The 12,649-nt window shown below is 62.9% G+C and carries 12 protein-coding genes and 1 tRNA gene; 8 read left to right on the forward strand and 5 right to left on the reverse strand.

The window, feature by feature from the left end:
• Positions 1-457: 457 nt before the first annotated feature.
• Positions 458-533 (reverse strand) — tRNA-Trp (locus ACGYLC_RS00005).
• A gap of 143 nt (positions 534-676) precedes the next feature.
• On the opposite strand from ACGYLC_RS00005, the gene ACGYLC_RS00010 reads away from it, so the two are divergent.
• Positions 677-1,174, forward strand: coding sequence for a DUF892 family protein (locus tag ACGYLC_RS00010; RefSeq protein WP_394420903.1), 498 nt, complete (start codon positions 677-679; stop codon positions 1,172-1,174).
• Between the two features lie 155 nt (positions 1,175-1,329).
• Here ACGYLC_RS00010 and tuf read toward each other — a convergent pair whose 3' ends face one another.
• Both tuf and ACGYLC_RS00020 read right to left on the reverse strand, forming a co-directional pair.
• Complete coding sequence (gene tuf / locus ACGYLC_RS00015) at positions 1,330-2,505, reverse strand: elongation factor Tu (RefSeq protein ID WP_394420905.1); 1,176 nt, start codon at positions 2,503-2,505, stop codon at positions 1,330-1,332.
• Between the two features lie 162 nt (positions 2,506-2,667).
• Complete coding sequence (locus tag ACGYLC_RS00020; RefSeq protein WP_394420907.1) at positions 2,668-3,246, reverse strand: hypothetical protein; 579 nt, start codon at positions 3,244-3,246, stop codon at positions 2,668-2,670.
• 127 nt (positions 3,247-3,373) lie between these two features.
• Here ACGYLC_RS00020 and ACGYLC_RS00025 point away from each other — a divergent pair, with 127 nt between their 5' ends.
• Positions 3,374-4,732, forward strand: a complete 1,359-nt coding sequence (locus ACGYLC_RS00025; RefSeq protein ID WP_394420909.1) for a cytochrome P450 — start codon at positions 3,374-3,376, stop codon at positions 4,730-4,732.
• A 25-nt stretch (positions 4,733-4,757) separates the two neighbouring features.
• Here the strand turns inward: ACGYLC_RS00025 and ACGYLC_RS00030 are convergent, their stop codons facing one another.
• On the reverse strand, positions 4,758-7,199 hold the full coding sequence (locus tag ACGYLC_RS00030; protein ID WP_394420911.1) for a DNA topoisomerase IV subunit A: 2,442 nt from the start codon (positions 7,197-7,199) through the stop codon (positions 4,758-4,760).
• Between the two features lie 212 nt (positions 7,200-7,411).
• Here ACGYLC_RS00030 and ACGYLC_RS00035 point away from each other — a divergent pair, with 212 nt between their 5' ends.
• From ACGYLC_RS00035 to ACGYLC_RS00060, 6 genes are all read left to right on the forward strand, one after another.
• Positions 7,412-8,104: an SH3 domain-containing protein gene (locus ACGYLC_RS00035; RefSeq protein ID WP_394420913.1), complete on the forward strand. Its 693-nt coding sequence runs from the start codon at positions 7,412-7,414 to the stop codon at positions 8,102-8,104.
• 57 nt (positions 8,105-8,161) lie between these two features.
• Positions 8,162-8,995 (forward strand): SDR family NAD(P)-dependent oxidoreductase, encoded by an 834-nt coding sequence (locus ACGYLC_RS00040; protein WP_394420915.1) that lies wholly within the window; start codon positions 8,162-8,164, stop codon positions 8,993-8,995.
• Positions 8,996-9,052: 57 nt separating this feature from the next.
• Positions 9,053-9,259, forward strand: a complete 207-nt coding sequence (locus tag ACGYLC_RS00045; protein ID WP_394420916.1) for a twin transmembrane helix small protein — start codon at positions 9,053-9,055, stop codon at positions 9,257-9,259.
• Positions 9,259-9,834 carry a cob(I)yrinic acid a,c-diamide adenosyltransferase gene (locus ACGYLC_RS00050; RefSeq protein WP_394420917.1) on the forward strand — a complete coding sequence of 192 codons (576 nt, stop codon included), beginning with the start codon at positions 9,259-9,261 and terminating at the stop codon, positions 9,832-9,834. The genes ACGYLC_RS00045 and ACGYLC_RS00050 overlap by 1 nt, the downstream gene beginning before the upstream one ends.
• A gap of 161 nt (positions 9,835-9,995) precedes the next feature.
• Entirely contained in the window at positions 9,996-10,754 is a 759-nt protein-coding gene (locus ACGYLC_RS00055; RefSeq protein WP_394402484.1) for an electron transfer flavoprotein subunit beta/FixA family protein, read from the forward strand.
• On the forward strand, positions 10,754-11,680 hold the full coding sequence (locus tag ACGYLC_RS00060; RefSeq protein WP_394420919.1) for an electron transfer flavoprotein subunit alpha/FixB family protein: 927 nt from the start codon (positions 10,754-10,756) through the stop codon (positions 11,678-11,680). Before ACGYLC_RS00055 ends, ACGYLC_RS00060 begins: the two co-directional genes overlap by 1 nt.
• A gap of 72 nt (positions 11,681-11,752) precedes the next feature.
• Here the strand turns inward: ACGYLC_RS00060 and ACGYLC_RS00065 are convergent, their stop codons facing one another.
• Positions 11,753-12,586, reverse strand: a complete 834-nt coding sequence (locus tag ACGYLC_RS00065; protein WP_394402488.1) for a DUF6473 family protein — start codon at positions 12,584-12,586, stop codon at positions 11,753-11,755.
• Positions 12,587-12,649 lie beyond the last annotated feature (63 nt).

The following is a 12,649-nucleotide window of genomic DNA, read 5'->3' on the forward strand; positions in this document are numbered from 1 at the left end:
CCCGTCTGGCGCCCCGCCGTGCGCCTCAGCGCCGCCGGTGAAGGGGGTTCTAAGGCGAGTGAAGCAAAGCCGCAAGCAGAAATTTGAGAAAAGACGATATTTCGGGGAACCTGTCGGCAAGTTGCTGAAATGGCTTGCTTTTTCATCGCGCACCACTCGCGAGCCACGCCCCGACGGGGGGGCATAAAGCAGAGTCCAAGCCTCGATAGCTGGGTGAATCAGCTCCGCGCTTAGCCGCCAAGAGACGGGATGTTTGATAAATCGCCCTAATCTCGCGCGACTCGTGGGGGGGGGCTTTCGGTAGGGCGGCCCCTGACCTGAGGGAACCCTCAAAGGAATGAGCGTAGGGAATGGGCATATGCACAGCAGACTGCCCCGCGCCTCCCTCACACAGCATTCCGCAAGGGCGAAATGCACCGTTCAGCGATGCAACTGCGTCAATCAATTCAAGGAAATGTGGCAGGGGCTGAGGGACTCGAACCCACGACCCTCGGTTTTGGAGACCGATGCTCTACCAACTGAGCTAAACCCCTATGCCGGTGGCTTGGGTAGTCGCAAACGGGCTGCGGATCAAGAGCAGATCTGACCTTTCCGCCGATATTCTCTTCTTTGGGGAACATTGACCGTCCAGCTTACGTTTTCCCGTCGAACCAAGCCCGAAATTGGAGGACGACCGATGACTATGAACAATCTCAAAGACGTCTACACCGACCAGCTGCAAGACCTCTACTCTGCCTGCAAGCAATCGCTCGAAGCGACCAATGCTCTGGGCCGCGCGGCGGAAGACAAGGAGCTGAGCGAAGCGCTGATCGACGGCAGCAATGGAATCGCCAAGGGCATGGATGTGCTGAAGTCCATCTGCGCCAAACATGACCTCGATCCGGATGGCGAGCACTGCCACGGGATGGAAGGCCTTGTAAAAGAGGCGCATAAACATGTGCTGGAAGAAGACTTTGGCGACAGCGATGCCCGCGATGCGATGATCATCACGCAGTACCAGCGGATGGTGCATTATGCGTTGGCGGGTTACGGCTGTGTTGTCGCCTTCGCCAATCGTCTGGGCGAGAATGAAGATGGTGCGCAACTGCAGGAGCAGCTTGATCACACCTATGACGGCGACCGCCGCATGACCGAGATCGCAACCAAGGGTGGCGTGAACGCTGACGCGGCTTGATTCTGGTGGGACTAGAATGACGAAAGCCGGCTCTTACGGGAGCCGGCTTTTTTTGTCTCCGGGGGATCACAGACCCCAGCAACGCAAAAGGCCGCAGCAAACGCTGCGGCCTTTCGATTCCTTCAGACGTCAGCCTTGAAAGCCCGATCCAAAGATCACTCAGTGATTTTGGAAACGACGCCCGCGCCGACAGTCCGGCCACCTTCGCGGATCGCGAAACGCAGGCCGTTTTCCATGGCGATCGGTGCGATCAGCTCAACGCCGAAGGACACGTTGTCGCCCGGCATGACCATCTCGGTCCCTTCTGCCAGCTGAACGGTGCCGGTCACGTCAGTTGTACGGAAGTAGAACTGCGGACGGTAGTTCGCGAAGAACGGCGTGTGACGGCCACCTTCCTCTTTGGTGAGGATATAGGCTTCGGCTTCGAACTTGGTGTGCGGGGTCACGGAGCCGGGCTTGCAGAGAACCTGACCACGCTCAACCCCGTCACGCTCAACGCCGCGCAGCAGGGCGCCGATGTTGTCGCCTGCTTCACCGCGGTCCAGCAGCTTGCGGAACATTTCCACGCCGGTGCAGGTGGTTTTCTTGGTGTCGCGGATGCCGACGATTTCGATCTCGTCGCCCACGTTGATCACGCCACGCTCGACACGCCCGGTCACAACGGTACCACGACCGGAGATCGAGAAGACGTCTTCGACGGGCATCAGGAAGGGCTGGTCCACGGCACGCTCAGGTGTCGGGATGTAGGCGTCAACTTCTTCCATCAGCTTGCGGATCGCGTTCTCGCCGATGTTCTCGTCACGGCCTTCCATCGCCGCCAGAGCGGAGCCGGGCACGACGGGGATGTCGTCGCCGGGGTAGTCGTAGGAGGACAGCAGTTCGCGGATTTCCATCTCGACGAGCTCGAGCAGCTCTTCGTCGTCAACCTGGTCAACTTTGTTCATGAAGACGACCATGGCGGGGATGCCAACCTGACGGCCGAGCAGGATGTGCTCGCGGGTCTGGGGCATCGGGCCGTCGGCCGCGTTCACAACCAGGATCGCGCCGTCCATCTGCGCCGCACCGGTGATCATGTTTTTCACATAGTCAGCGTGGCCGGGGCAGTCGACGTGGGCGTAGTGACGGTTCTCGGTCTCATACTCGACGTGCGCGGTCGAGATGGTGATGCCGCGGGCCTTCTCTTCGGGCGCGCCGTCGATCTGGTCATACGCTTGGAAGTCACCAAAGTATTTGGTGATCGCCGCGGTCAGCGTGGTTTTACCGTGGTCAACGTGGCCGATCGTGCCGATGTTGACGTGCGGTTTGGTGCGTTCAAACTTTGCCTTTGCCATGGTGGCGCCCTTTTAATTGAGGGGCCCCAACGGGGACCCGAACCCTATCTGGCGGGCGATGTATTGGGTTCGGGCGGTAAAATCAAGCGGGACTTGCGTCTTGGCGCCACTTAAAGCCCGACGTGGGCTTGTGGCATCGGTTGGGGTCGCCCCGGCTGAGGGCTATTTATCCTCCGGCTCCCCGGCGGGGGACAGGGCCGTGCCGCCGTTGAACCAACCCTCTTCCCGGTTTTGCTTGACCAGATAGGTCTCGATCGCCTTGGCGGCGTTCTGGCTGAGGTTCTTGAGCTGCTCTTCGGCGGATTTGGTATAGCCCGAGCCCACCACCGGCCCCTGATCGAAGGATTCGAAGACGGTGACCTGATGCGGCTCGGGGTTCAGCTTCTTGTTCTTGGCGTCGTCCCAAACCGTGAGGTTGAGGATCAAGATTGATTTCGGTGCAAAGACCAGCGGGATGCCCGGCTGCGCCAGCACATAGCCCTCGACGCTGATTCCAAAGTGGTAGAGGCGCTCGCCCTCGTAGCGGTCAAAGCGTTCGGCGGTGGCGGCGCGCACGGCCTCGGCCAGTTCTTCCTTGCTGACCTCGCGGCTCAGCGGCCCCTTCTGCGCTTTGGGCGCCACCACGATATTGTGGTGCAGGTTGAAATCCCCCAGCGGGGTCGGCGCCTTGTCGAGGTCGGATGCCCCGTTGCAGGCGGCCAGCGTCGCGACGAAGGTCAACAGGGCAAGAACTCTCAGCATGGGCGATCCCTCAGGGGTGTTAAGGTTTCGAAAAGGGGTAGCCGATGGGCCCAAGGGGCGCAATCATTTGCCGCAGTTGCGCAGCCCCCCGGCCGGTCTATCTTGGACAGTGAGTGAGGAGAGCAACATGACCCAAGCCCGCCCCCTGCCCGTTCGCGTGCCACTCGTTACCGAGCCTGTCGGCATGCTCGGCAGTCTTCAGATGGCGCGGCGCAATGTGCTCAGCATCATTCCCAAGATCGCCATGACCCAGCCCATGGTCTCGGGCAAGACCGGCAAGCGCTGGCATATGGTGATGGACCCCGGCGCGATCCGGCAGATCCTCTTGGACCGGGTGGAGGATTACCCAAAGTCCGACGTCACCAAGAACCTGCTGCGCCCCGCGATCGGCGAGTCGCTCTTTATCGCCGAAGGCGCGCATTGGCGCTGGCAGCGCCGCACCGCCGCGCCCGTATTTTCGCAACGCAATGTGCGCAACCTCGCCCCGGTGATGAGCGCCGCCGCCACCCGCTCAGCCGAGCGCATCGCCGCCGCCGGGCCACGCGCGGTCAACATGCTCGACGAGATGGTGACGACGACCTTCGAGGTGATCGGCGACGTGACTTTCTCGGGCGACGCCACCTTCGACCGTGACAAGGTGCATGGCGCCATCGACGATTATATTGCCGAGGCCGGCAAGATCAGCCTGTTCGACATTCTCGGCCTGCCCGACTGGCTGCCGCGCCCGGGGCGGATGATGTCCGGCCAAGCGCTCAAGCAGATGAAGGCGATGGCCGATCAGGCGATCGAGGCGCGGGTGGCGCGCGGCCATGACGGCACGCCCGATCTCTTGGACCTGCTTTTGGAGGGCGAAGACCCCAAGACCAAGCGCCAGATGAACACCGGCGAGTTGCGCGACAACCTGCTGACCTTCATCGTCGCCGGCCATGAAACCACGGCGCTGACGCTGGCGTGGTCGATGTATCTGATGGGTTTCGATCCCGAGATGCAGACCCGTGCCCGCGCCGAGGTGCGCGAGGTGCTGCAGGGCCGCGCCTGCACCGGTGAGGACGTGGACAAGCTGCCGCTGGTGCGGATGATCATCGACGAGGCGCTGCGCCTCTACCCCGCCGCCGGGATCATTTCGCGCACGGCGCAGAAACGCGACAGGCTCTGCGACCGCGAAATACGCCCCGGCGACACGGTGATGATCCCGATCTACGCGCTTGGCCGCAACGAATTGCTCTGGGACGATCCCGATGCCTTCCGGCCCGAGCGTTTCGCCGACCGCAAGGCGATCGACCGCTACGCCTATCTGCCCTTCGGAGACGGGCCGCGCATCTGCATCGGGGCGAGTTTCGCCTTGCAGGAGGCGGTGATCATCCTCGCCACGCTGCTGGGGCGGTTCAGGTTCACCCCGGTGCCGGGGCGCGACCCCAAGCCGGTGATGATCCTGACCCTGCGCCCCGAAGGCGGCGTCTGGATGACCGCCGAGCCGCTGGACTGACCGCGCCCCGAGGGGCGCGGGTGTTTCACGTGAACTTGTTGTCGCGCGGGAAGCCGCGGGGGGCCATGCGGCCCGAGCTTGCGCGCTTGCCGGTCCATTCGGCCAGATCGGCCTCGGTCCGGGTGCGGCCCGCCGGATCCTGCCAGCTGAGACCCGCCTCGCGCGTGAAGGTGATGGCGTCCGACAACCCGCCGTCCTTGAATTTCTGCAGGCGCACGCCCTTGCCCCGGCCCATCTCGGGCAACTCGTCGAGGCCGAAGACCAGCACCTTGCGGTTCTCGCCCACAGTGGCGACACTGTCGCCCGACACGGGGTGACAGACCAGCGCAGTGACCCCCTCACCGCGCACGTTCAGCACCTGTTTGCCGCTGCGGGTCTGGGCCACAACGTCATCCTCGGGCACGACAAAACCATCGCCTGCCGTGGAGGCCACCAGCAGCTTGCGCCCCGGCTGGTGGATAAAGAGCGAGACGATCTGCACCTCGTTGGGCAGGTCGACCATCAGGCGCAGGGGCTCGCCCATGCCGCGCCCGCCCGGCAGGTTGGCGGCGGAGAGGGTGTAGAACCGCCCGTTCGAGCCGAAAACCAAAAGCCGATCCGTCGTCTCGGCATGGAAGATGAAGCGCGGCCCGTCGCCGTCCTTGAACTTCAACTCGCGCCCGAGGTCGATATGGCCGGTCATGGCGCGAATCCAGCCCATCTGGGAGCAGACCACGGTGATCGGCTCGCGGTCGATCATCGCCTCGATCGGCACCTCCTCGACCTCTCCGGCGGTGTCGAACTCGGTCAGGCGCTGGCCGCGTTTGACGCCATCGATCACCCAATCCTTGCCGAACTGCTTTTTCGTCGCACGCAGCTGGTCGGCGATGGTGGACCATTGCAGGTCCTCGCTCTCGAGCAGGTCTTCGAGCCCCGCACGTTCGGTCATCAGCGCGTCGCGCTCGGCGACCAGCGCGTCTTCTTCCAGACGCCGCAAGGACCGCAGGCGCATGTTGAGAATCGCCTCGGCCTGCACGTCCGAGAGCCCGTTCTCGCGGCCGGCAAAGCTGTGCGGCACGGCGCGGGTCTCGCCGCTCTCGGCCAGCACGCCGATGGCCTGCGCCTCGGCATCGGCGATCACCGCAAGCTTCGAGACATCGACCCCGGCCAGCGGCGAGACGTAAGCCGCCTCGTCCATGGCGCGGCTGAGGGTGTCCTGATGCGCGCGGCTCCAGTCCTCGTACATCAGCGCGGCCTTGGGGTCCTCGTCGTAGCGGATGATCTCGATCACCCGGTCGAGATTCAGAAACGCCGTGATCAGCCCCTGCAGCACTTCGAGCCGGTGGTCGATCTTGTCCATCCGGTGCCGCGAGCGGCGTTGCAGCACCTCGCGCCGGTGGTCGAGGAAGGCGCGCAGCACTTCCTTGAGCGAGCAGACCTTGGGCGTCTGCCCGTCGATCAGCACGTTCATATTGAGCGAGAATCGCACCTCGAGATCCGAGTTACGGAACAGCATGCCCATGAGCACGTTCGGATCGACGTTTTTGGACCGCGGTTCAATGATCATGCGAATGTCTTCGGCAGATTCGTCGCGGATGTCGGCGAGAATCGGGATCTTTTTGGTCTGGATCAGCTCGGCGATCTTCTCGATCAGCTTGGACTTCTGGACCTGATAGGGAATCTCGGTGACGACGATCTGCCACGCGCCACGACCCAGATCCTCGACCTCCCAGCGGCAGCGCAGCCGGAAGGAGCCGCGACCGGTGCGATAGGCGTTGGCGATGTTCTCGGGCGGTTCGACGATGACGCCGCCGGTGGGGAAATCCGGGCCGGGCACGTAGTTCAACAGCGTGTCATCGCGGGCGTCAGGCTTCTTGATCAGGTGGATACAGGCGTCGCAAAGCTCGGCGATGTTATGCGGCGGAATGTTGGTGGCCATGCCCACGGCGATGCCAGAGGAGCCATTGGCCAGAAGGTTCGGGAACTGCGCCGGCAGCACGACAGGCTCGGTCAGCGTGCCGTCGTAGTTCTCGCGGAAGTCGACGGCGTTCTCGTTCAACCCTTCCAGCATGGCCTCGGCCACGGCGGTCATCCGCGCCTCGGTGTAGCGCGAGGCGGCGGGGTTGTCGCCGTCGATATTGCCGAAGTTGCCCTGCCCGTCGACCAGCGGGTAGCGCACGTTGAAATCCTGCGCCAGACGCGCCATCGCGTCGTAGATCGCGGCATCGCCATGCGGGTGGTAGTTACCCATCACGTCGCCCGAGATCTTGGCCGACTTACGGAAACCGCCCGTCGAGGACAGGCGCAGTTCGCGCATGGCATAGAGAATGCGGCGGTGCACCGGTTTCAGCCCGTCACGCGCATCGGGCAGCGCCCGGTGCATGATCGTGCTCAGCGCATAGGTCAGGTAACGATCCCCCAAGGCGCGGCGCAGCGGCTCGGACAGGTCATTCGGGTCGAGTTCTGGGGGTGTGCTTGTGTCTGACATGACGGGTCTTTTAGCCAAGCACGCCAGAGCGGGCAAGCGACAGATTACCCGCAAACGACTCGGCAAAATCGCCGCTGTCACGGTTTCAAGTGAGAAAAAAGCAATACTTTTCGGCTATGCGAATTCTTGCCAATCGGAAATGAACCATTCGCGAAGTTTCGCGTTGGTCTCTCACAGCAACATGGTTTGACACGGGACGAGGAACGGCGAAAATGAAACGGTTCATCTTTTTGACATTTGGTTTCATGGGCTGGGCATTCTACGAGATGAGCGGCGGCGCGGATTTCGTGCCTGCAGGACCGCAAATGGCCAGCGCCGAAGCCGCAGAATCGGCTCTGATCGCCAATGCGAACCCCTCTTCAAACCTTGTCACTGCCACCGCGGCAAACGCGGCCCGCAAGGCGGAGAGCCCGATCACCCCCTTCGCCGAACGCACACCCGCCCGTGATACCACAGCCACCCGCGTGGCACTGAACCTCACAACGCTCAGCGACCTGCCGCAGGTCAATGACGGGATGGTGCAAAAGGCCGTGGCAACCCCTGCGGACCGCGCCGGGGCGAAGGTGGTCAAGGCCAAGGCTGTCAGCGCCCCTGCCCCTCAGGTTGAGAAAGCCGCCTACACGACGACAACCGCCAGCGCGCCCGTCGTGATCCCAAGCCTGATTGACGGTGCTGAAAGCGACGCAACCTATGTCAGCACGACGCAGGCCGACATCCGCAAGGTAAACGGCACCCGTGTCAACGTTCGCGGCGGTCCGGGCACTAACTTCGGCGTGGTCGGCAAGCTCGGCAAAGGCGATGCCGTCGAAGTGATCGAAGACAACGGCGCAGGCTGGGTGCGTTTCCGCAGCGTCGACGGCAGCGAATCCGGCTGGATGGCCGACTTCCTCCTCAACAACGGCTAACTTGCCAATCCTATAGCATCGCGCGATGAAGGGCCCTTCAAACGAAGGGCCCTTTGCATGTCTGCGACCCGCTCCATCCTCATCACCGGCTGTTCCAGCGGCATCGGCTATGCCGCCGCGCACGGTATGCGCGCCCGTGGATGGCGCGTCTTTGCCGCCTGCCGCCAACAAGCGGATTGCGACCGGTTGCAGGCCGAAGGCTTCGACGCGCCGCGCCTTGATTACACCGACGAGGCCAGCGTCGAAGCGGCGCTCGCCCATGTGCTGAACCAAACCGGCGGCACGCTCGACGCGCTGTTCAACAACGGTGCCCACGCAACGCCCGGATTGGTCGAAGACCTGCCCACCGATGCCCTGCGTGAGATATTCGAGGCGAATTTCTTTGGTTGGCACAGCCTGACCCGCGCGGTGATCCCGGTGATGCGCAGGCAGGGGCATGGGCGGGTCGTGCAATGCTCTTCGGTGCTTGGCATGGTGGCGATGCCGTGGCGCGGCGCGTATAATTCCACGAAATTCGCCCTTGAGGGGCTGACCGATACCCTACGGCTTGAAATGCGCGGCACCGGGGTCGCGGTGATCCTGATCGAGCCCGGCCCCGTCACCTCGAAACTGCGGGCCAAGGCCATCCCGCGTTTCGAGCGCTGGATCGACTGGCAAAACAGCCCCCGCGCGGCGGAGTATGAAAGCACCATGCGCCCCCGACTTTATGACGACAGCGGCAAGAAAGACCGCTTCGAACTCCCGCCCGAGGCGGTGGTCGAGAAACTGGCGCACGCCGTCGAATCCCCCCTGCCCCGCCCGCGCTATTTCGTCACAACCCCAACGCATATCGGCGGTATTTTACGGCGTATCCTGCCGACGCGCGCGTTGGACTGGGTCACCAGCCGTTGATTTTGGTTGCGCGGCTGCCCGCTGCCGCTACATCTCAGGCCAACGAAAGGACAGCCCATGCCAAATGATCCGTTTTTCGTGATCGTCCTGATCTCTGTCGTGGTGGTCGCCGTTGTGCTCCTGATGGGGCTGGGCGGATTTGCTACCGGCGGCAAATTCAACAAACGCAACGCCAACAGGCTGATGCGCTGGCGGATCATCGCGCAGTTCATCGCCGTGCTGCTGATCCTTGCCTATGTCTATTTCCGAGGGGGCACGATCTGATGGTAGTACTGAACAAGATTTACACCCGCACCGGCGACAAGGGCACCACCGCGCTTGGCAATGGCGATCGCGTGGCGAAACACGACGCCCGGGTCGAGGCCTATGGCACGGCGGATGAGCTCAACTGCTTCGTCGGCGTGGCGCGGTTGGAGGCCACGGGTGCGACGGACGAGGCGCTGGCGCGCATTCAGAACGACCTCTTCGATATGGGCGCCGACCTTTGCCGCCCCGATATGGAAGCCGATAAGGATGCGGAATACCCGCCCCTGCGAGTCACCCAAGCACAGGTCGACCGGCTGGAGCGTGAGATTGACGTGATGAACTCCGAGTTGGAGCCGTTGCGCAGCTTCATCCTGCCGGGGGGCCGTGCCTTGGCGGCGCACCTGCACGTCTGCCGCACCGTGGCGCGCCGCGCCGAGCGGCTGGCGGTGCTGCTGGCCGAGCAAACGGCAGTGAACCCTGCCTGCGTGACCTATCTGAACCGGCTCAGCGATTGGTTCTTCGTCGCCGCGCGGATGGCTAATAACGCGGGCAAGGAAGACGTGCTTTGGGTGCCGGGGGCAAACCGGGCGTAAAATAGCGCTAACAGACGAAAAACCGGGAAAACGCCGCGTTCAAAACTGCCAACCTGCCGATTTTGGCCTGTTTTGATCCGATCCGCTTCGTTACACCCGTGTGGAGAATTAGGGAGACCGGGCCACCAGCCCGCGTCGCAAACTGAGGAGAGAGACCGCTCATGAAGGTACTGGTGCCTGTCAAACGCGTGATCGACTATAACGTGAAAGTTCGTGTCAAAGCGGACGGATCGGGTGTTGATCTTGCCAATGTGAAAATGTCGATGAACCCCTTCGACGAAATCGCCGTCGAACAGGCGATTCGCCTGAAGGAAGCCGGTCAGGCTGAAGAGGTCGTCGCCGTCTCCATCGGTGTGAAGCAAGCGCAGGAAACGCTGCGCACCGCCCTCGCCATGGGTGCCGACCGCGCGATCCTCGTGGTGGCCTCGGACGATGTGCACAAGGACATCGAACCGCTGGCCGTGGCCAAGATCCTCAAAGCCGTGGTCGACGAAGAGCAGCCGAGCCTCGTGCTCTGCGGCAAGCAGGCGATCGACAACGACATGAACGCCACCGGGCAGATGCTCTCGGCGCTGATGGGCTGGTCGCAAGCGACCTTTGCTTCCGAGATCGCTATCGAAGGCGACAAGGCGAAAGTCACCCGCGAAGTCGACGGCGGCCTGCAGACCATCGAGGTCACCATGCCGACAGTCGTCACCGTGGACCTGCGCCTCAACGAGCCGCGCTACGCCTCGTTGCCCAACATCATGAAAGCCAAGAAAAAGCCGCTGGATGAGAAGACCGCCGAGGACTACGGTGTCGACGTCTCCAACCGGCTGGAAATCGTGAAGACCGAAGAGCCCGCGGAACGCGCCGCCGGCATCAAGGTCGGCTCGGTCGACGAGCTTGTGGCGAAACTCAAAGAAGCGGGGGCTGTGTAATGGCTGTTCTTCTGATTGCAGAGATTTCCGACGGCGAACTGTCGATGGACGCAACCGCCAAGGCGGTGACCGCGGCCAAGCAACTGGGCGACGTGACCATTCTGGCGGCGGGCAGCTCGGCTGCGGCGGCAGGCGAAGCGGCGGCCAAGATCGATGGCGTCTCCAAGGTGCTGGTTGCCGAGGACGAGATGCTGGGCCACCGTCTGGCCGAAGCCACCGCGGCGCTGATCGTCAGCCTTGCCGGTGACTACGACCACATTGTCGCGCCCGCCACCACGGACGCCAAGAACATCATGCCCCGCGTCGCGGCGCTGCTTGATGTCATGGTGATCTCGGATGCCTCCGGCGTGGTCGATGCCGACACTTTCGAGCGTCCGATCTACGCGGGCAACGCGGTGCAGACCGTGAAGTCGAACGACGCCAAGAAAGTCATCACCTTCCGCACATCGACCTTCGATGCCGCCGGTGAAGGCGGCTCCGCCTCGGTCGAGACCATTTCGGCAGCCGAGAACCCCGGCCTGTCCACATGGGTCGAAGACAAGGTCGCCGAATCGGACCGCCCCGAGCTGACAAGCGCGGGCGTGGTGGTGTCCGGTGGTCGCGGTGTCGGCTCCGAAGAGGACTTCGCCCTGATCGAGAAACTGGCCGACAAGCTGGGCGCCGCCGTTGGCGCCTCCCGTGCGGCGGTCGATTCGGGCTATGCGCCGAACGACTGGCAGGTGGGCCAGACCGGCAAAGTGGTCGCCCCCGACCTCTATATCGCCGTCGGCATCTCGGGTGCGATTCAGCACCTTGCCGGGATGAAGGACTCCAAGATCATCGTCGCGATCAACAAAGACGAAGAATCGCCGATCTTCCAAGTTGCCGACTACGGTCTCGTGGCAGACCTCTTCGACGCGGTGCCGGAACTGATCGAAAAGCTGTAAAGCACTCACATGAAACACCAAAGGCCCGCCGTTCTCGGCGGGCCTTTTTCGTGCATGCCCCTACCGGGAGCGTCAGGACATGCTTTGCAGCGCATCGGTCAGAGCGGCGGCGGCAGTGGCATGGGCCATCGGGCCCAGCATTTCCGACGCGGCCTGCGCCTCGAACTCACTGACGACCATTCCAGCCGTCGGCCCGGCAGAGGGGTCTTTTGGCGTGACGACCTCGATCTTGGCCGTGGCGTGCTGGGCCACCGCGTCCAACATTTCGCGCGTTACGAACAGCGGATCATGGCCCAACTCCCCCACCGGCTGCGCTGCCGCTGCGACCGGCGGGCGGTCGGCCAGCCAAAGCAAAAGCGTGCGCCCCTGTATTTGCCCCAACATCAAACGCATGCGTGCCATCCACGCCTGCTGAAGCTCCGCACGCACCGCCTCAAACCGTTCGGGCGAGACCTGCATGAGATGGGTCAGCATGTGCCGGTTGAAGTGGAATTGCGAGAAATCGACCTCGCGGTAGATCGTCTGCAACAGCGCTGAGGCCCCGACGAAGCGGTCGTTTCGACGCCGGTGCACGGAATAGAAACGGTTGGTCATATTCTGCGCGCCCATGATCTGAACGACTGTCACATCCGCCTGCGAGGCAGCCTGCGCGACGAACGGGTCATGGGCAAAAGCGTCAATCCCCGCATTCGGGAAGCCGAAGTTCACACAGGTTTTGCCAATCTCGGCCTCGACCCGCGCGGGAAACGGCTCTTCAATGAATTTGCCATAGGTCTCTGTCCCGCCGAGAAAGGCGATATAGGGCGCCTCCAGCCTGCGGCGCGGGCCGCGAAACATCAGTTTTGACGTGCCATAGCGACATGGCAAATAGTCCAGGGGCGCTGGCCCCACTGCATCATAGGTCATCGAACCCACCTTTTTGTTCACCCAAAGCCAGATTGCACAGCAGGGGCTGCGATTCTGTTAACG

It is taken from the genome of Sulfitobacter sp. 1A12157, assembly GCF_043557345.1.
GTDB lineage: Bacteria > Pseudomonadota > Alphaproteobacteria > Rhodobacterales > Rhodobacteraceae > Sulfitobacter.